20 protein-coding genes are annotated in these 18,917 nt (G+C 64.1%); 16 read left to right on the top strand and 4 right to left on the bottom strand.

Going from position 1 to position 18,917, the window contains the following annotated elements; all coding sequences use genetic code 11:
• Window positions 1–2 precede the first annotated feature (2 nt).
• The 3 genes from xsc to pta all read left to right on the top strand — a co-directional run bounded on the left by xsc (window position 3) and on the right by pta (window position 3,855).
• Complete coding sequence (xsc, locus tag J0F76_RS07015) at window positions 3–1,784, top strand: sulfoacetaldehyde acetyltransferase (protein ID WP_207467214.1); 1,782 nt, start codon at window positions 3–5, stop codon at window positions 1,782–1,784.
• 78 nt (window positions 1,785–1,862) lie between these two features.
• Entirely contained in the window at window positions 1,863–2,882 is a 1,020-nt protein-coding gene (locus J0F76_RS07010; RefSeq protein WP_207467212.1) for a YeiH family protein, read from the top strand.
• A 13-nt stretch (window positions 2,883–2,895) separates the two neighbouring features.
• Window positions 2,896–3,855, top strand: a complete 960-nt coding sequence (gene pta, locus J0F76_RS07005) for a phosphate acetyltransferase (RefSeq protein WP_207467210.1) — start codon at window positions 2,896–2,898, stop codon at window positions 3,853–3,855.
• Here the strand turns inward: pta and J0F76_RS07000 are convergent.
• Window positions 3,852–4,598, bottom strand: a complete 747-nt coding sequence (locus J0F76_RS07000) for a sulfite exporter TauE/SafE family protein (RefSeq protein ID WP_207467208.1) — start codon at window positions 4,596–4,598, stop codon at window positions 3,852–3,854. The two genes, pta and J0F76_RS07000, sit on opposite strands and share 4 nt — an antisense overlap.
• A 603-nt stretch (window positions 4,599–5,201) precedes the next feature.
• On the opposite strand from J0F76_RS07000, the gene purU reads away from it, so the two are divergent.
• On the top strand, window positions 5,202–6,083 hold the full coding sequence (gene purU / locus J0F76_RS06995) for a formyltetrahydrofolate deformylase (protein ID WP_207467251.1): 882 nt from the start codon (window positions 5,202–5,204) through the stop codon (window positions 6,081–6,083).
• A 43-nt stretch (window positions 6,084–6,126) separates the two neighbouring features.
• Here the strand turns inward: purU and J0F76_RS06990 are convergent, their stop codons facing one another.
• On the bottom strand, window positions 6,127–7,059 hold the full coding sequence (locus J0F76_RS06990; RefSeq protein WP_207467206.1) for a LysR substrate-binding domain-containing protein: 933 nt from the start codon (window positions 7,057–7,059) through the stop codon (window positions 6,127–6,129).
• Window positions 7,060–7,137: 78 nt separating this feature from the next.
• Here J0F76_RS06990 and J0F76_RS06985 point away from each other — a divergent pair, with 78 nt between their 5' ends.
• From J0F76_RS06985 to J0F76_RS06940, 10 genes are read left to right on the top strand one after another with little or no spacing between them, the layout of a single operon-like run.
• Entirely contained in the window at window positions 7,138–8,262 is a 1,125-nt protein-coding gene (locus tag J0F76_RS06985; RefSeq protein WP_207467204.1) for an NAD(P)/FAD-dependent oxidoreductase, read from the top strand.
• Window positions 8,237–8,554, top strand: a complete 318-nt coding sequence (locus tag J0F76_RS06980) for a (2Fe-2S)-binding protein (RefSeq protein WP_207467202.1) — start codon at window positions 8,237–8,239, stop codon at window positions 8,552–8,554. The genes J0F76_RS06985 and J0F76_RS06980 overlap by 26 nt, the downstream gene beginning before the upstream one ends.
• Complete coding sequence (locus J0F76_RS06975; RefSeq protein WP_207467200.1) at window positions 8,551–9,930, top strand: FAD/NAD(P)-dependent oxidoreductase; 1,380 nt, start codon at window positions 8,551–8,553, stop codon at window positions 9,928–9,930. Before J0F76_RS06980 ends, J0F76_RS06975 begins: the two co-directional genes overlap by 4 nt.
• Window positions 9,927–10,691 (top strand): ABC transporter ATP-binding protein, encoded by a 765-nt coding sequence (locus tag J0F76_RS06970; protein ID WP_207467198.1) that lies wholly within the window; start codon window positions 9,927–9,929, stop codon window positions 10,689–10,691. Before J0F76_RS06975 ends, J0F76_RS06970 begins: the two co-directional genes overlap by 4 nt.
• A 22-nt stretch (window positions 10,692–10,713) precedes the next feature.
• On the top strand, window positions 10,714–11,505 hold the full coding sequence (locus tag J0F76_RS06965) for an ABC transporter substrate-binding protein (RefSeq protein ID WP_207467196.1): 792 nt from the start codon (window positions 10,714–10,716) through the stop codon (window positions 11,503–11,505).
• A 48-nt stretch (window positions 11,506–11,553) separates the two neighbouring features.
• The gene (locus J0F76_RS06960; RefSeq protein ID WP_207467194.1) at window positions 11,554–12,243 is read left to right on the top strand and encodes an ABC transporter permease; all 690 of its coding nucleotides are present in this window, start codon (window positions 11,554–11,556) and stop codon (window positions 12,241–12,243) included.
• Between the two features lie 2 nt (window positions 12,244–12,245).
• Window positions 12,246–13,007 carry an ABC transporter permease gene (locus J0F76_RS06955; RefSeq protein WP_207467193.1) on the top strand — a complete coding sequence of 254 codons (762 nt, stop codon included), beginning with the start codon at window positions 12,246–12,248 and terminating at the stop codon, window positions 13,005–13,007.
• The gene (locus J0F76_RS06950; RefSeq protein ID WP_207467191.1) at window positions 13,004–13,348 is read left to right on the top strand and encodes a RidA family protein; all 345 of its coding nucleotides are present in this window, start codon (window positions 13,004–13,006) and stop codon (window positions 13,346–13,348) included. The genes J0F76_RS06955 and J0F76_RS06950 overlap by 4 nt, the downstream gene beginning before the upstream one ends.
• Window positions 13,345–14,271 (top strand): arginase, encoded by a 927-nt coding sequence (gene rocF / locus J0F76_RS06945; RefSeq protein WP_207467189.1) that lies wholly within the window; start codon window positions 13,345–13,347, stop codon window positions 14,269–14,271. Before J0F76_RS06950 ends, rocF begins: the two co-directional genes overlap by 4 nt.
• 9 nt (window positions 14,272–14,280) lie before the next feature.
• A complete protein-coding gene (locus J0F76_RS06940; RefSeq protein ID WP_207467187.1) occupies window positions 14,281–15,369 on the top strand; it encodes an ornithine cyclodeaminase in 1,089 nt (362 codons plus the stop codon).
• A 43-nt stretch (window positions 15,370–15,412) separates the two neighbouring features.
• On the opposite strand, the gene J0F76_RS06935 is transcribed toward J0F76_RS06940, so the two are convergent.
• Together J0F76_RS06935 and J0F76_RS06930 are read right to left on the bottom strand one after the other, a co-directional pair.
• Window positions 15,413–16,489: an ABC transporter substrate-binding protein gene (locus tag J0F76_RS06935; protein WP_207467185.1), complete on the bottom strand. Its 1,077-nt coding sequence runs from the start codon at window positions 16,487–16,489 to the stop codon at window positions 15,413–15,415.
• Window positions 16,490–16,638: 149 nt separating this feature from the next.
• Window positions 16,639–16,791 (bottom strand): hypothetical protein, encoded by a 153-nt coding sequence (locus J0F76_RS06930; RefSeq protein ID WP_207467183.1) that lies wholly within the window; start codon window positions 16,789–16,791, stop codon window positions 16,639–16,641.
• A gap of 152 nt (window positions 16,792–16,943) precedes the next feature.
• Here J0F76_RS06930 and J0F76_RS06925 point away from each other — a divergent pair, with 152 nt between their 5' ends.
• On the top strand, window positions 16,944–17,369 hold the full coding sequence (locus tag J0F76_RS06925) for a cupin domain-containing protein (protein ID WP_207467181.1): 426 nt from the start codon (window positions 16,944–16,946) through the stop codon (window positions 17,367–17,369).
• A gap of 25 nt (window positions 17,370–17,394) precedes the next feature.
• Window positions 17,395–18,915 (top strand): hypothetical protein, encoded by a 1,521-nt coding sequence (locus tag J0F76_RS06920; RefSeq protein WP_207467179.1) that lies wholly within the window; start codon window positions 17,395–17,397, stop codon window positions 18,913–18,915.
• The last annotated feature ends 2 nt before the right edge of the window (window positions 18,916–18,917 follow it).

Here is an 18,917-nt window from a genome sequence, read left to right as displayed (position 1 = left end):
CCATGAAAATGACCACCGAAGAAGCCTTTGTCAAAGTCCTGCAGATGCACGGGATCGAGCATGCGTTCGGGATCATCGGCTCGGCGATGATGCCTGTGTCGGATCTGTTTCCCAAGGCGGGGATCACCTTCTGGGACACTGCGCACGAGACGAATGCGGGTTTGATGGCGGATGGGTTCACGCGCTCGACCGGCAAGATGTCGATGATGATCGCGCAGAACGGGCCGGGCGTGACCGGGTTTGTGACGCCGGTCAAGACCGCCTACTGGAACCACACGCCGCTGCTGCTGGTCACGCCGCAGGCCGCCAACAAGACGATCGGGCAGGGCGGCTTCCAGGAGATGGAGCAGATGCGGCTCTTTGCCGACTGCGTGTGCTACCAGGAGGAGGTGCGCGACCCGTCCCGCATTCCCGAGGTCCTGAACCGCGTCATCATGCAGGCCTGGCGCAACTCGGCGCCCGCGCAGATGAACATCCCGCGCGACATGTGGACCCAGGTGATCGATGTCGAGCTGCCGCAGGTGGTGGCCTTCGAGCGTCCGGCAGGCGGCGAGGAAGCCGTGAAGGAAGCGGCGAAGCTGCTGTCCGAGGCCAAGTTCCCGGTGATCCTGTCGGGGGCGGGTGTGGTGCTGGGAGGCGCGATCCCGGACCTCATCAAGCTGGCCGAGCGTCTGGATGCGCCGGTGGCCTCGAACTACCAGCACAACGACAGCTTCCCCGGGTCGCACCCGCTGGCGGTCGGCCCGCTGGGCTATAACGGCTCAAAGGCGGCGATGGAGCTGATCGCCAAGGCCGATGTCGTTCTGGCACTGGGCACGCGCTTGAACCCGTTCTCGACGCTTCCGGGCTACGGCATCGACTACTGGCCGAAGGACGCCAAGATCATCCAGGTCGACATCAACGCCGACCGGATCGGCCTGACCAAGAAGGTCACGGTGGGCATCCAGGGCGATGCGGGCAAGGTGGCGCGCGGCATCCTGGCGCAGCTGTCCGATACCGCCGGCGACGCCGGGCGCAAGGAGCGCAAGGATCTGGTCGCGCAGACCAAGTCGCGTTGGGCGCAGGAGCTGTCCAGCCTTGATCACGAACAGGACGATCCCGGCACCGAATGGAACGAGGAAGCGCGCAAGCGCGACAGCGACCTGATGAGCCCGCGCCAAGCCTGGCGCGCAATCATGCAGGCAGTGCCGCAGGATGCCATCGTGTCCTCCGACATCGGCAACAACTGCGCCATTGGCAACGCCTACCCGACCTTCGAGGGGGGCCGGAAGTATCTGGCGCCGGGCCTGTTCGGCCCCTGCGGCTATGGCTTCCCGGCGATCCTCGGCGCCAAGATCGGCAACCCCGACACCCCGGTGATCGGCTTTGCGGGGGATGGCGCCTTCGGCATCTCGATGAACGAGATGGTGTCGGTGGGCCGCGAGGACTGGCCCGCAATCACCATGGTGATCTTCCGCAACTACCAGTGGGGTGCGGAAAAGCGCAACACGACGCTGTGGTATGCCAACAACTTCGTGGGGACCGAGCTTGACCGCGACACCACCTATGCCGGTATTGCCAAGGCTTGCGGCGTCCATGGCGTTCAGGTGCGCAGCGCCGAGGACCTGACCCATGCCCTGCACGACGCGGTCGAGCGCCAGATGAAGAACAAGGAAACCACCTTCATCGAGGTCCTGCTGAACCAGGAACTGGGCGAGCCCTTCCGCCGCGACGCGATGAAGAAGCCTGTTCCCGTGGCCGGGATCGACAAGGCCGACATGCGCCCGCAGCGCGGCGCGGCCTGATCCCAACCGCTTTGCAAACCTGACCACCCGGCGCGGACCCTCCGCGCCGGGTGGTCCCCTGCACTCAAGGAAAACGCCATGACCAGCATCGACCTGCTTCCTGCCCGCCAGACGATCTCGGACGCCTTTCCCGGCTTTGCGGTGTCGGTCCTGGTGGCGGCGACGGCGCAGTTCCTGTCCGAGCATTACGGCGCGCCGGCGATGCTCTTGGCGCTGCTGCTGGGCTTGGCGCTGAACTTCCTGGCCGAGGACGGCACCCGGACCGCGCCGGGCGTGGCGCTGACCGCGCGCACGGTGCTGCGGCTGGGGGTGGCGCTTCTGGGGGCGCGCATCAGCGTGGACATGCTGGCAGGCCTGGGCGGTCCGGCGATCGCTCTGGTCGTGGCGGGCGTGGTGCTGACCATCCTGTTCGGGCTGGTGGCCGCCCGCTTTGTGAATCGCGACTGGCGCTTTGCGCTGCTGACCGGCGGCTCGGTGGCGATCTGCGGGGCCTCGGCCGCCATGGCGATCGCCGCGGTGCTGCCGCGCCATGAACGCTCCGAACGCGATCTGGCCTTCACGGTGCTGTCGGTGACGGTGCTGTCCACGGTGGCGATGGTGCTTTACCCGATGCTGTCGGGCCTGTTCGGCTTCACGCCGCGCGACAGCGGGGTGTTTCTGGGCGGCACCATCCATGACGTGGCGCAGGTGGTCGGCGCGGGCTTTTCCATCGGCCCCGAGACGGGCGAAACGGCGACGCTGGTCAAGCTGATCCGCGTGTCGATGCTGGCCCCCGTGGTGCTGTGCTTCTCGCTGGTGATCCGCGCGCGCGGGCTAGCGGACCAGGAGGGCGGCAAGCGCCCGCCGCTGCTGCCGGGCTTTGTTCTGGGCTTTCTGGTGCTGGCGGCGCTGAACTCGGTCGGCGTGATCCCGGCGGTCCTGGCGGACTGGGCGGGCGTTCTCAGCCGCTGGGCGCTGCTGATCGCCATCGCCGCCGTGGGCATCAAGACTTCGCTCAAGCGGATGCTCGACGTCGGCGGCGTGGCCATCGGCCTGATCGTCGCCGAAACCATCTTCCTGGGCGTCTTTGTCGTCGCCGGTCTCCACTTCCTCAGCTGAAAGGCATTCCGCCATGAAACCGCTGGACCGCATCCTCGCCGCGGCACGCGCCAACCCGCGCCACATCATCCTGCCCGAAGGCCGCGATCCCCGTGTGGCAGAGGCCGCAAGGCGCCTGACCGGCGAAGGCCTGGCCCGCGTCAGCCTGATGAACGGGCCGCAGATCGACGGCGTGGCCATGATCATCCCGTCCGAGGCACCGGATCTCGACCACTTGGCCGGTCACTGGCACCGGATGCGGATGGCAAAGGGAATGACCGCCAAACAAGCGGTGATCGAGATGCGTGACCCCATCCGCCAGGCCGCGATGCGGGTCCGGCTGGGACAGGCCGACGGCACGGTGGCAGGCGCGGTTGCGACCACCGCCGATACGGTGCGCGCCGCCCTGCAGATCATCGGCCGCGCGCCTGAGGCGCCGATCGTGTCGAGCTTCTTTCTGATGCTCGCCTGCGACGGCGGCACGCCGATCAAGGGCGGCATGATCTTCGCCGATTGCGGCCTGGTGGTCGATCCTGACGCCGAAGGCCTTGCCGCCATCGCCCGCGCCTCGGCCGACAGTTGCCGCAGGCTTCTGGGCGAAACTCCGCGAGTAGCAATGCTGTCCTTCTCCACGGCGGGTTCCGCCGATCATCCGAGTTTGATGAAGATCCGCGAGGCGCTGTCCCTGGTCCGTGCCGCCGAACCCGATCTCGAGATCGATGGAGAAATCCAGTTCGACGCGGCCCTGGATGATGCCATCCGTGCCAGGAAGGCACCGAACAGTTCCTTGACCGCACGACCCAACATCTTCGTCTTCCCCGACCTCGCCTCGGGCAATATCGGCTACAAGATTGCCCAGCGTCTCGGCGGCCTGACCGCCATCGGACCTATCCTGCAGGGCCTCGCCAAGCCCGCCAACGACCTCTCGCGCGGATGCACAACCGACGACATCGTCAATGCCGTCGCCATCACCGCAATGCAGGCCGAAGCCTAGCCGTTCAGAAGACCCCAGGCGCCCCGGCTTGCAGCCACCAGTGCCGTTGCTGCCAGGGTGGCGATGGCGGCTTTTTGGTATCCGGCGTCATTCAGCCTGCGAAACACCCAACCGCCAAGGTGTGTGCCGATGACAAGAGGCGGCAGCGAGGCTGCCGCCGCCAGAATGGTGGGCAATCCCACGATCCCCTGCGCAAGCAGGCCGGGCAAAGTGATGAGCGACGTTACAAAGAAGAAGGCCATAAGCGTCGCTCGGGCCTGGATGGCGGGTGTGGCTGTGCCCAGCACATACGCCACGGCAGGCGGGCCGGGCATTGCGGCTAGTCCCGAAAACAAGCCTGCCAGGATGCCGGCCCCGGCAGCCTGTTTCGGACCTGATGGCAGGCGAACCTTCGCGATCAGGCCCGCCAGTCCCACAAGAACAACAAGGGCGATAACGATGCGCATGGCATCGGCGGACAGCAGCCGCAACGTCATCAGACCTGCGGGCGTTCCGATCACCGCCCCCGCCGACATGAATGCCAGCGTCGAGCGGTCGATCAGGTGGCGAACCGCGACAACATCGCCAATCCCGATCATGCACTGCAATAGGATGGCAATTGCCACGCCCTGAACCGGCGGCGTGACAAGACTGATCAGCGGAACCGCGGCCAGCGCAAAGCCGAAGCCGGTTATGCCGCGTAGGACCGCCGCAGCAAAAACTGCGCCTGCTATGAGCGCAAGATCGGTGACCAACGCTGGCATGGTCACCCCTGAAGAGCGGAGGCATATAGGATTTGCATCTTGCCGATCCGTCATGCGGCCCTTCTCTCGAAAGTCCCTTGGAGAGGTGCCGTCACCCTTGTCCGTTCGGCAGTGAGCAAACGCTTCTGCCGTTCTTTCCGGGTATCATGGCGGCGTCCGGCGCACCATCAGCAAAACGCCCATATCAAAACATATCCGCTCATCTGCGGCAGGCAAGCCGACTGTCGAGCGCGCCGCTCCAAGGCACGTTTGAACAACTGCAATCCGAAAGCATACTAGCCGCTGTTTCCTCGCACCGCCATTATGCCGCGGAACACCCGGACCAGTTGTGATGCGTTGCAATAATCTGGCCGTGGTGAGGCGACTGATCCTGCGAGCGGTGCTGAACCGATTCATGCGGTACTGTGAGAGCTGCACGGGCATGACGCAAATATGCCAACCCACTGTCGTGAGAATCCAGCGAACCTAGATGCGTTTCTGTCAACGTCGCAGCGAAAGGGCATGGGTGGACATTCCCCTGCGCAGTTCGACCAAGTCTGCGCCGCTGGCATTCTGATGTATTTCACGTCAGCAGCGGCAAGGTCATCTATCTGGGAGTGTTGCATGACACAATATGTTCTGACTGCCGAAGGACCGTCCGGTCGAGGCCTTGTCGCCGGGCTGGCCACGGCGGCCGCAGCACAGTCGTGCAACATTCTCGACAGCGCGCAGTTTGTCGATACCGAAAGCAACCGGTTTTTCCTGCGCATGCTGCTGCGGGATGAAGCCGCGGTCGGGCCCCACAACCTGTCCGCAGCCTTTGATGCCGCAGCCGCGCCGCTGTGTTTGCAGGCGCAGGTCCATGATGCCGCCCGCAAGTCACGCATCGCTGTGATGGTGTCGCGCTTTGGCCATTGCCTAAACGATCTTCTGTATCGAAGCCGCATCGGTGCCCTGCCTGTCGAGATCGCCTGCGTGATCTCGAACCACGACCTTTATGGCGATACCGTGCGTGAACAGGGCTTGGCGTTTCATCACATCCCGGTCAAGGACGACAAGGCGGCTGCGGAACGGCGACAGATGCAGGTGCTGCGTGACTGCGGTATCGAACTTGTCGTGCTGGCGCGCTACATGCAGGTGCTTTCTGCCGAGATGTGCCACGAGATGTCGGGGCGGATCATCAACATTCACCATTCCTTCCTGCCAAGCTTCAAGGGCGCCGTGCCCTATCAGCAGGCGCATGAAAAAGGCGTGAAGCTGATTGGAGCCACGGCGCATTACGTCACCGAGGATCTGGATGAAGGTCCGATCATCGAACAGGACGTGGTGCGGGTGACTCATGCGCAAAGTATGGGTGACTTCGTGTCCCTGGGCCGCGATGTGGAGGCGATGGTGCTGGCACGCGCCGTCCACGCCCACGCCACCCATCGCGTGTTCCTGAACGGGCAGAGGACGATTGTGTTTCCACCCTCACCGGGATCATTCGTCTCGGAGCGAATGGGATAGACATGAAAACGGTGATGCCGCGCCTTGCGTACGGACACGTGGATTATCCAGTCGTCACATTGTTCAGCGCCACGCCGCTGTTTTTCAACTCCTCGAACCGTTCTCGGACGCGGTCGGCAAGATCGTGGACCAGCCGTGACGATGGCCCGAGGGCTGGTGTCAGGATGTCGTAAGTGAAAGGCTGCTCCGGCAGGATCGGACGGATGCGAATCATTCCAAGTTCGGCGCAATGCAGCGCAGTGATCGGTTCGATGATCGAGACGCCCGTCCCGGCAGCCACCATCGCGCAGATTGCAAAGGAGAGTTGCGCTTCGGCCACGACGCGGGGTTGGACCTTGCGCGCGGAAAAGAACTGATCGGTGTCCGATCGCGTGCTGATCTCGCTTCCCAAGGCGATGAACGGCTGCCGATGAAAATCCTCGGGTTCAAGGACCGGCTTGTCGCACAAGACGTGGCCGGGCGGCAGCACCGCCAGCATTGGCATGGTTCCCAAAGGCTCGCGCCGGACCTGCGGCAGATCGATCTCCAGCGCGCTGAACCCCATGTCGAACTGCTGCGAACTCAGATGCTGGATCACGGCATGCGAACTGCGCACCCGCAATGACACCGTGATACCTGGTTTGTCGCTGACGAAACCTGCGATGGCCGCAGGCAGGAACTGCAAACCCAATGCCGGCATGGCCGCAATCTTCAAGCTGCCGCTGCGGTATTGGCGAATGTCGTCGGCCACACGCGAGATTTCGCCAAGCCCGACAAAGGACCGCCGCACTTCCTCATAGAGCGCGTTGGCTTCGGGGGTGGGCACCAGGCTGCGGCCGGTCCGGGCGAACAGCGCGAAACCCAGTTCCGCCTCGAGATCGGCGAGAAGGCGGCTGACCGAAGGCTGGGTTAGGAACAGCAGGTCGGCGGCCGCCGTAACCGAGCCACTTTCAACGATGGCGCGGAAGGCTTCGATCTGGCGATGCGTCAGCTTCATACATGTTCCATAGCATTTACGCATGAATAGCATAATATTTCAGATTTTACACATGGTATCTGCATCTGGCATCTAACGATGCGGGGAGATCGGATCATGTCGGCAGACGCAGGCACAGCAATCATCGGCGGCGGCATCGTGGGGCTGTGCGTGGCCTTGGGTCTGGCCGCGCGCGGGCAGGACGTGCTGGTGCTGGATGGCCGTGACCGAGACATGCGCGCTTCGCAAGGCAATTTCGGCCTGGTCTGGCTGCAGGGGAAGGGAGCGGGCTGCGCCCCTTATGCCCGTTGGTCATGTCAAGCGGCGCGGGCTTGGGCCGGTTTCGCCGAGCGGCTGTCATCGCAGTCGGGGATTGATCTGGCGCTGTGTCAAGATGGCGGATACGAGTTTTTCACTGACCGGCAGGAGTTTGAACAGTTCTGTCAAGATCTGCACCGCCAGGCTGACACGCTGGGCAACGAATTTTCATTCGAATGCCTAGGCCACAGCGATCTGGCGCACCGGCTTCCGGGCATCGGCCAACAGGTTGTCGGCGCGACTTTCTGCCCGTTGGACGGCCATGTGAACCCGCTGCGGCTGCATGTCGCACTGCGCAAGGCATGTCTTGCCAGCGGCGTTCGCTTTACCGGCGATGCCAGCGTGGCGGCGGTGCAGCCGGCGACTAGCGGTTTCAGTATTCTTTGTGAAAACACCAAGACGATCCATGCAGACCGGGTCATCCTCTGCGCCGGTCTGGGGGCCGCGCAGCTTGGTCCGCAACTGGGCTTCCGTGCGCCGATCCGCGCGCAGCGGGGCGAGCTGCTGATCACCGAGCGTGTTGCCGACCGCCTGCCATTCCTGTCCAGCACAATCCGGCAGGTCGACGAGGGCGGATTGCAGATCGGCGGCACGAAGGCCGACGCCGACGTCGATATCGAGTCTACTGACCAGATGGCCAGGCTGGCGCGTCACGCCATGCAGGTCTGGCCCCGGTTGGCCGACATCCGCGTGCTGCGGTCCTGGGCGGCGCTGCGGGTGATGACGCCCGACGGCTATCCGATCTATCAGCGCTCGGCCGATCACCCCGGCGCATTTCTTGTCACCTGCCACAGCGGGGTCACGCTGGCGCCGCTGCACGCGACGCGACTGGCCGATTGGATCGACGGCGATCCCGCGGCCCCTGATCTGGAGGCTTTCGATGAACGCCGCTTCGCGCTTTCGTGACGCGCCGGACGCAATCCCGCGCACCATCCGCATGACGTTCGACGGCGAACAGGTTCTGGCCCGCCCCGGCGAAAGCGTCGCCGCTGCGTTGCTGGCTCAAGATGGCGGCGCCACCCGCATCACGCCCATCACCGGGGCAGGGCGCACACCTTTTTGCATGATGGGGGTTTGTTTCGACTGCCTTGTGACCATCGACGGCCGCTACAACATTCAGGCCTGCATGACCCCGGCGAGCGACGGTATGGTCATTCACCGCCAGACCGGCGCCCGCCGAATCGGGGATGTGCGATGACCGCAGATCTTGTCATCATCGGCGCCGGTCCCGCCGGCATGGCCGCCGCACGCATCGCGGCCGACGGAGGGTTGCGGGTCACGCTGCTGGACGAACAGGATCGCGTCGGGGGCCAGATCTATCGTAATGTCGCGAACGCCACAGGACGGGACTGGCTGGGCGCGGATTACGCCAAAGGCGCCGATCTCGTCCGGGGGCTGGATCATCCTTTGATTGCCTATGAGCCGCGCGCGATGGTTTGGCGCCTCGACCCGCAGCAGGGCGTGATCTGGTCGCGCGATGGACAAAGCCACATCACCTATGCCCCTCATCTTCTGATCGCCACCGGCGCGCAGGAACGTCCGGTGCCGTTCCCCGGCTGGACCCTGCCCGGGGTCATGCCCGTGGGCGCCGCGCAGATCCTGATGAAGCAGTCGGGAATGCTTCCTCGTGACGCCATTCTTGCCGGGGCGGGGCCGCTGCTCTATCTGGTCGCGGCGCAGATGATCGCCGCCGGATCGCCGCCGCAGGCTTTGGTCGAGACAGGCTCCGACCTGTTGCGCGCCTTGCCCAGGCTGCCGCAAGCGATGCCGGGCGCCATGACGCTGGTCAAGGGTCTAGGCCTGATCCAACGCATTCGCGCGGCAGGCATCGCGCGCCACCACAGCGCAACGAACTTCCGTGCGGTGCAGACCGACGAGGGTCGGATCACGTTCAGCTTCACCACGCGCAAAGGCGGGCAGGAGCTGGAATGCGGCCTGCTGCTGACGCATCTGGGGGTCATTCCCCAAACCCATCTGACGCGTTCGATGGGTCTTGAACACGAGTATGACCCTGCTCAGCAGGCATGGCGCCCCAAGTTGGATGCTCTGGGCCAATCGTCGCTTGATCATGTCTTTGTGGCAGGCGACGGCGGCGGCATTGGCGGCGCAGATGTTGCAAGGGCGCAGGGCGCGTTGGCCGCACTGGTGATCCTGCATCGTGCCGGCCTGATGAATAGGGCGGAACGTGACGCGCGTGCCCGGCCGCAGCAGCGCGCCCTGTCGCGCAGCCTGTCGGTGCGCCCGTTTCTGGACGCGGCCTATCCCGTCCCACCCGCCTTTCTAGCCCCGCCGGACGATACGATCGTCTGTCGTTGCGAGGAAGTCACCGCCCGCACCATCCGCGAGGCGGCGGAAGACGGCGCTCATGGCCTGCGCCTGATGCGCACCGCCCTGCGCACCGGCATGGGGCCGTGCCAGGGCCGCATGTGCGAGGTCACTGTCACCGGACTGATTGCCCAAACAACTGGCCGCCATCCGTCGACCATCGGACCAGGCCGCGTCCGCACTCCCGTCAAGCCCGTCACCCTGGCCGAGATCGCCGCGCTCGGCCGCCAGCCAGAGAAACCAGTATGACTGATCCCGCCCTCCGCGTAGAAAACATCCGCAAGAGCTTTGGCGACCACGAGGTGCTGAAAGGCATCTCCATGACCGCCGAAAAGGGCGACGTGGTGGCGATCCTTGGCGCCTCCGGGTCGGGCAAAAGCACTTTTCTGCGTTGCATCAATCTGCTGGAAACACCCACCGACGGCACCGTCTGGCTTAAGGGCGAGGAGATGCGCATGACCAGCCATCGGGGCGAACGCCGTCCCGTCGATCACCGGCAGGTCGAACGGATGAGGTCCAAGCTGGCGATGGTGTTCCAGGGCTTCAACCTGTGGTCGCACATGACGGTGATGGAAAACATCATCGAAGGCCCCGTCCATGTCCTCGGAACGCCCCGGCGCGAGGCGCGGGACAAGGCCGCCGCCCTGCTGGCCAAGGTCGGACTGTCCGACCGTGCCGAGTATTATCCCGCCCATCTGTCGGGCGGCCAGCAGCAACGCGTGGCGATCGCCCGCGCCCTGGCCATGGAGCCCGACGTGATGCTGTTCGACGAGCCGACCTCGGCGTTGGATCCTGAACTTGTGGGCGAGGTTCTGGCCGTGATGCGCGCCCTGGCCGACGAGGGCCGCACCATGCTGGTCGTCACGCATGAAATGGCATTCGCCCGCGACGTGTCATCGAAGACGGTGTTCCTGAACAAGGGCGAGATCTGCGAACAAGGCGCGCCCGCCGACCTGTTCCGCAATCCGCAGACCGAGCAATTCCAGGCCTTTCTGTCCCGGATGAACTGACAAACCAGTGGAGGAGACCACCATGATCAGACGAACCCTTCTTGCCGCCGCCGCCCTTGCAGCCCTTGCAGCCCTTGCCACCGGCGCCCTTGCCCAGGACACCCTGCGCATCGGGGTCGAAGGCGCCTATCCCCCGTTTTCGTACAAGGAGGCCGACGGCAGCCTTGCGGGCTTCGACATCGAGATCGCCAAGGTGCTGTGCGCGCAAATGAAACGCGAGTGCGAGTTGGTCGAACAGGAATGGGACGGCATGATCCCGGCACTCAAGGCGCGCAAGTTCGACGCCATCGTGGCATCCATGTCGATCACCGAGGAACGCAAGCGCCAGATCGACTTCTCTGACAAATACTACAAGACCCCGGCCCGCGTCGTGGCCCCCAAGGACTCGGGCCTCCAGGGCACCGCCGAGGGGCTGGCGGGCAAGCGGTTGGGCGTGCAGCGCGGCTCCACCCACCAGTGCTATGCCGAGGCGAACTTCCCCGATGCCGAGATCGTCCTTTACGGCACCCAGGACGAGGTGTTCCGTGATCTGACCTTGGGCCGCATCGACGCGCAGCTGTCGGATTCGCTGATCGCGCAGGAGGGTTTCCTGTCCAAGCCCGAGGGCGCGGACTATGCCTTCCTGCCAGGTGATCACACCGATGTCGAATGCTATGGCGAAGGCGTGGGCGTGGCCGTGCGCAAGGGCGATGACGAACTGCGCAATGCCTTCAGTGCGGCGATCACCGCAATCCGCGACAACGGCACCTACAAGACCATCAACGACACGTACTTTCCCTTCGATATCTACGGCGGCCGCCCCGAGGGAATGTAACGGCAGCCGGGGACGCATCCCGCGCCCCCTCCAACCAGCGAGGCGAGGATGGATCTTCTTCTGGAATATCGCGAACAGCTTCTGGCCGGGCTTGTCACCACGGTCCAGCTTGCCCTTGCCTCTCTGGTGCTGTCCGTGACGATGGGGCTTTTAGGCGCATGGGCCAAGCTGTCGGCCAGCCGCGCCGCCAATGCCGTGGCAGGCGCCTATACGACGGTGGTGCGCGGCGTGCCCGACCTGGTGCTGATCATGCTGGTCTTCTTCGGCGGTCAGGTGACCGTCAACCGCATCGGCGCGGCCACCGGCCTGTGGAACTATGTCGAGATCAGCCAGTTCGCCGCCGGCGCGCTGACCATCGGCATCATCTTTGGAGCTTATTTCACCGAAACCTTCCGGGGAGCAATCCTGGCCATCCCGCGCGGACAGATCGAGGCGGGGATCAGCACCGGCATGTCCGGTCCGCTGCTGTTCCGCCGCATCATTTGGCCGCAGATGGTGCGCTATGCGCTGCCGGGTTTCGGCAATAACTGGCTGGTGCAGCTGAAGACAACGGCTCTGGTGTCGGTGATCGGCTTGCAGGATCTGGTCTACAACGCCTTTGCGGCGGGCCGGTCCACGGGGGCGCTGTTCACCTTCATGGCGGCGGCCTTCGTGATCTATCTGGCGTTGACAGCAGTATCCGATCTGGGGCTGCGCGCGCTGGAACGCCGCTACAGTCGCGGCGTGGCGAGGGCGTGAAGATGGAAAATCTGCTCTCCTGGTTTCCTCTCGACTTGGCATTGATTGCCGAAAACTTCGACCGCTTCCTTTACGGGGTTGGGGTCACGTTGGGCCTGACCTTCCTGTCGCTGGCCTTGGGCGGCGCGATGGCGGTGCCGCTGGCCGTCGTGCGCGCGTCCTGCCACCGGGTTCTGAACCCGGTGGTCTGGGTCTACACCTATGTCTTCCGGGGCACGCCGCTGCTGGTGCAGACCTATCTGCTGTATTACGGCGCAGGGCAGTTCGAGTTCGTCCGCAACAGCTGGCTCTGGGATCCGGTGCTGTCGCAGGCGTGGTGGTGCGCCCTGATCGCCTTCACGCTGAACACAGGCGCCTATACCACCGAGCTTTTGCGCGGTGCCATCGCGGACACGCCCAAGGGCGAGGTCGAGGCCGCCATCGCCACCGGAATTTCAAAGCGCGGTCGACTGAGCCGCATCGTGCTGCCCTCGGCCTTTCGCCGCGCCATTCCGGCCTATTCGAACGAGGTGATCTTCATGCTCCACGGCTCGGTTGTGGCCAGCACCATTACGCTGCAGGACATTCTGGGGGTCGGACGCTGGCTTAACGGACGATACTATCTCGCCTACGAAGGCCTGATCACCGCGGCTGTCCTGTACTTCATCATCGTCTTTGCAATCACGCGGGTCTTTCGCTGGTTGGAGCGGCGCTATCTGCGCCATCTGAACCGCCGCCGCGAACCCATCGCCCGCAACATCGCGCCACCCATGGGGGTCAAATGATCGAACGTTTCCACACCAACCAGCGGATGAGCCGCATCGTCCGCCACAATGGCACCGTCTATCTGTGCGGCCAGGTGGGCGAGGGCGCGACCGTCGCGGAACAGACCCGCGATTGCCTATCGCGCGTCGATGCCCTGTTGACGGAGGCCGGATCGTCGCGCCGTGACATCCTGGCCGCCACTGTCTGGCTGGCGCACATGGCCGATTACGACGCCATGAACGCGGTCTGGGACAATTGGATGCCCGAAGGCTGCGCGCCCGCCCGCGCCTGCGGCGAGGCGCGGCTGGCTGGTTCCGACCTGCTGGTCGAGGTGGTCGTGACGGCGGCGGTGTCGGCATGAAGGGCAAGACCTGCATCCTGATCGGCGCGGGCCTTGACTGCGGCAAGCGCCGGCGCGGCTGTTCCATGGGCCCGGAAGCATACCGCGTGGCGGGCCTTGCCGCGACCCTGGCCAATCTTGGCTGGTCCGTCGAGGATCGGGGCGACGTGCCCGGCCCCAAGGCGCCGCAACCCTCGACTCCCGGGCAGGTCCATGCCCGCGCGGAGACTGCCGAATGGACCCGCCTCCTGGCGGATGCGGCGCGCAAGGCAAAACCTGACGGCTTTCCGATCTTCATGGGCGGCGATCACGCACTGTCCCTGGGCACCGTGTCGGGCGTGGCCGATCACGCGGCGGGGCAGGGGCGCCCGCTGTTCGTGCTGTGGCTGGACGCCCATCCCGACATCCACAACCCCGACACCACCGCCTCGGGTAACCTGCATGGCACGCCCATCGGCTATGTCACCGGACAGGCCGGTTTCGACGGCTTTCCCCTTGTGGCGAACCCCGTGCCGCCGCAGAACATCTGCTTCATCGGCTTGCGATCGGTCGATGGCCCGGAACGCGCGGCCATTCAAGCGGCGGGGATGCGCGCCATCGACATGCGCCAGATCGACGAACGCGGCATCGCCGCTCCCCTGGCCGAGTTCATCGAGGAGGTGCGCGCGGCAGATGGCATGCTTCACCTGTCGCTGGACGTTGACTTCCTTGACCCCTCTATCGCCCCCGCCGTCGGCACCACCGTGCCGGGCGGCGCCACCTTCCGCGAGGCGCATCTGGTGATGGAGATGCTGCACGACAGCGGCCTTGTCACCTCGCTTGATCTGGTCGAATTGAACCCGTTTCTGGACGAACGCGGACGCACCGCGTCGCTGATAGTCGAGCTGACCGCCTCACTGTTCGGACGCCGCGTCTTCGACCGCCCCACCCGCAGCTATTCCTGAAGGATCATCATGCCTGCCCCCGAGCCCTCTGAACTGGCCTTTATCCGCTTCGTCAGCGTGGAAAACATGATGCGGCTGGTCCACAGCATCGGCGTCGAGACCGTGCTGAAGGACCTTGCCCGCTACATCGAGGACGATTTCCGCCGCTGGGATCTGTTCGACAAGACCCCGCGCGTGGCCGCTCATTCCGAAGATGGCGTGATCGAACTGATGCCCACATCGGACGGCGTCAGCTATGGGTTCAAGTATGTCAACGGCCACCCCAAGAACACGAAATCTGGCCTGCAGACCGTAACCGCCTTCGGCCTTTTGGCGCGCGTGGACACCGGCTATCCCGAACTGCTGACGGAGATGACGCTGCTGACCGCGCTGCGCACCGCCGCCACAAGCGCCATGGTCGCCCGCCATCTGGCGCCGAAATGCGCCACCACCATGGCCATGATCGGCAACGGCGCGCAGTCGGAGTTCCAAGCCCTGGCCATGCGCGCGATCTGCGGGATCGATCGGCTGCGGCTTTACGACATCGATCCGGCTGCGACGGCGAAGCTGGTGCGCAACCTGTCCGGCCTGGGCTTCGATCTGACCGCCTGCAAGACCGCGCAGGAAGCCATCGAGGGCGCGCAGGTCATCACCACCTGCACCGCCGACAAGCAGTATGCGACGATCCTGACCGACAACATGGTGGGCGCGGGCGTCCACATCAACGCCATCGGCGGCGACTGCCCCGGAAAGACCGAACTGCACGGCGACATCCTGCGCCGATCGGACGTATTCGTGGAATACACCCCCCAGACCCGGGTCGAGGGCGAGATCCAGCAGATGCCCGCCGATTTCCCCGTGACCGAGATGTGGCAGGTCATCGCGAGCGCTGCGCCCGGCCGCACGTCCGACCGCCAGATTACGTTGTTCGACGGCGTGGGCTTTGCCATCGAGGACTTTTCGGCGCTGCGCTATGTGCGCGACCGGCTGGAAGGCACCGGCTTTTTCCAGAGCCTCGACATCATCGCCGATCCAGACGATCCGCGCGACTTGTTCGGGATGCTGACCCGGGCGGGCGCCTCATCCGCGGGAATGCAGCACGAAGGCGCCACGCTTTGACATCATCGCGCAAGGCATGGGCCTTGCGCGATCCGTCCCGCCGTCAGCTTGCCGAAAGCCAGGCGTTGAAGCGCTCCGTCAGCTCGGCCTCGTGGTCCACCCAGAAGTCATAGGACGACGCCAGCGCGTTCTTCATGTTGTCTGGGTTTGTCGGCATGTTCGGGGCCATCTCGGTTTTGCCGTCCTGATAAAGACCGACCAATGGCGCCGACGATTTGCGGGCCGGGCCATAGCTGATCCACTTCGCCTGATTGGCCAGCCGCTGCGTGCCGGTGGCAAAGGCGATGTATTCCAGTGCCGCGTCCTTGTTGGGCGCGCCTTTGGGGATGGCGAACAGGTTGTATTCATAAACCTGCCCGTCCCAGACCATGTCGAAGGGGCGGCCCTCCGACACGGCGGCGTTGAAGATCCGGCCATTATAGGCGGTGGACAGCACCACCTCGCCGTCGGCCAGAAGCTGTGGCGCCTGCGCCCCGGTTTCCCACCAGACCACGTCATCCTTGATCGTGTCCAGCTTGGCGAAGGCGCGGTCCACACCCTCGGGCGTGGACAGCAGGTCGTAGACCTGATCCGCCGGAACGCCGTCGCCCATCAGCGCCATCTCCAGCAGCGCCTTGGGCGCCTTCTTCAGGCCGCGCTTGCCGGGAAACTTCGCCGTATCGAAGAAATCGACGATGGTTGTGGGCGGGCTGTCCGGAAAGCGGGTGCGGTCATAGGCATAAACGGTCGAGAAGACGATCGATCCCACGGCGCAATCGCTGAGACCCTGAGGGAGAAAGTCCTCGCTCGCGGGAGTGCCGTCCGGGGCAGGGGGCAGCATGGCGGGGTCGATCTCCTCCAGTAGGCCTTCATCGCACAGGCGGATGGCATCGGCATATTCGATGTCCACCACGTCGACGGTGACGTTCCCGGCCTCGACCTGCGCCTTGATCGGGATGGCCGGATTGTCGCTGTCGACCGACACGACGGTGATGCCGGTATCGGCGGTGAAGGGCTTTTGATAGGCCTCGACCTGACTCTGGCTGTAGGTGCCGCCCCAGGACATAACCGTGATCTGTTCGGCCATTCCGGCGGTGGCGATCAGCGCCAGAGCAGTGCTCAGGACAAGAGATTTGTTCATGCGGGTCTCCGATGTTGGTGAATGGTTTCGCTGGCGGGTTTGATCGGTATGGGAATCTCAGCGATTGTGTTTTTTCGCAAACTCAACCCTCGGCGCCCTTGCAAGTCAAAGGACCATTTTTCATCCTCCGATGACAAAATCTCATGCCGTCATGGGAAAGCCGTCTTTTTATGCGGGAACAGTTCGACCACCAGCAAGGTGAACAGCTGGCGTGCGTGTACGCCAGCATCGACATCCTCCAGTCGCGGCGGGAACGGACATGTGCGGCCTTTGCCGGGTTCCTCACGCTTCAGGCCGTCCAACGGCCATGTCTGAAACGAATTTGCCGCGTGAGGGCGGACGTCTCGAAAATCGTCAGGGGCGGGTTCGCTAGGGGATTGCTGTCATGCGCACCGTGCAGCTTGCGGTAAACTGCTGGCAGCATACCGGCCGTTGCCGGAACAGGAGAGCATGAATGACTGCACTATCCAAGACCTTGCTGATTGCGGCGTTTGGAGGAATGTTCGCAGGAGCAGCCCTCGCAGACGGCGCCGAGGTCACCCATGTCGAGGGCGCCCAGGCCCGTGACATCGCGCCCATGGATGTGCCGGGTGTCAATGCCTGGTTGCAGGACGCGGTTTCGGCCGAAAACGAGGACAAGCCGCTGACCTGCGGGTTCTTCCGCATCCAGAAGTCCGACGAGCCACTGATCTACGACTACGACTACGACGAGGCGAAGATCGTTCTCGACGGCGAGATCACGGTCAACGACGGCACCAAGACGGTCACTGCCAAGAAGGGTGATGTGCTGCTCCTGCCGAAAGGCGCGCACATCACCTTCACGACCGAAACCGAGGGGATGGCATTCGTTTGCGGCGCGAGGGTGCGCGACTCGGCTTGATACCGGGATAGGGGAGGGGATGAAGATGAGGAAGATGGCAAGTTCGATATCGGCGCTTGCCATCCTCGCTGCGGGTAATTTCGCAAGCGCGGATGAACTGCCGAACCTGCATGACCTGACGCTGGGCGATCCGATGTTCTATACGTCGGACCAGGACATCAAGGACGACGACGGGCAGAAGCAGATGCTTGGGACGGGGCGTCCCGGCCGGACCCATTCCGGCATGCCGCATCTGCCGGTCTTCATGGGCTACATGAACACCAACTACACCTATCGGTTCGTCACCATCGCCGAACAGGTCTTCACGATGATCGGCGAAGGCAAGCATGGTCTTTGGCGGGTTCAGGAAAACGGCACCATCCGAGAATACCTGAAACCGGACGCTGGTGGCCTTGCGGATGGCGATGACCCGCTGTCGCCGGAAAACCTGTCGGTCGTGACCGAGGATTACGCCGCCTTCATCCCGGAAGCGGGATGGGACGGCTATCGCTATCCCGATCAGAAGGTTGACGACCAGGGGCGGCTTGCCTTCATCGACCTACCCATTTCCCATCCCAAGTATCAGGGAAAATACCAGAAGCACGATCCCATCGACCTGCCCCATTTCTACTGCACGATGTCCGAGAACGATTATCCCTATGCGGTCATGGCAATGGACTTCGCCTTTGCCCAAAAGGGTGCGAACCGGATCGGGCCGTTGGGCAAGCGTGCCGGTCTGGACATTCGGGAAAACTATACCAATGCCCTGCGGCTGACCCATTTTCCGGATGCGCGATCCTGGGTCAACAGGGGCGTCGAGGGCAAGGATGCCTTGCATGTCGACTGGCAGCCGGTGGATACAAGCCGCACGGATGTCGAATACTACCTGGTCGAACGGCCCTTCTTCAACAAGCCCTATCTGTTCGTGACCGCGGTCTTCGACAACCGGGACAATGACGATCTGAGCTATGTCCGCCCCGAAGGACCCTACTGGGACAGCCTGAAGGAACGGCAGGCGAGCCTGAAGACCACGGTGACGCGGCAGCCGCGCTTTCATCTGGCGCAGGACATCGAGGCGAAGGCGGTCGGACTGCCCCTGTACGGGGTCCACCATCCCAATCGCACGGCCTATGGCGCAGGGGGTGCCTGCCCGCTGAAGGGCGGCGACTGGGGCCGCTATCCCGACCCGAGCGGGGGCGCGGGCTGGCCCACCAACTATGAGGAGGTCACGCCGATGTGCGACGCGGTGCTGGTTGACATCAAGTTCTATGCCAATCTTGACAACCGCGACTGGAACGATCCCGCCAAGTACCTTGCCAATGCGGGAACGGGGTCGCGGCAGCGCACATACACCGTGATGCCGGGGAACTATGGCGAATTCCGGGATCCGTACAATGTCGCGCGGGGTTGGGCCAATCCTGACGCGATGGCCGTTCCTGCGGAAGTCACTTTGACCTACACGACTGCGGAACCTGCGGTCACGTTCGAAGATCCCGCACGGCAGCACCCGGCCACGGCGCGGATGGAGCCGACGCCCAGCACGTCCTGCCGGCCCATCCCCAGCTGAAA

It is taken from the genome of Paracoccus fontiphilus (assembly GCF_017356265.1).
Classification (GTDB): Bacteria; Pseudomonadota; Alphaproteobacteria; order Rhodobacterales; family Rhodobacteraceae; genus Paracoccus; species Paracoccus fontiphilus.
Note: the sequence above shows the minus strand (reverse complement) of the source record. Positions and strands in the feature narration are given on the sequence as shown.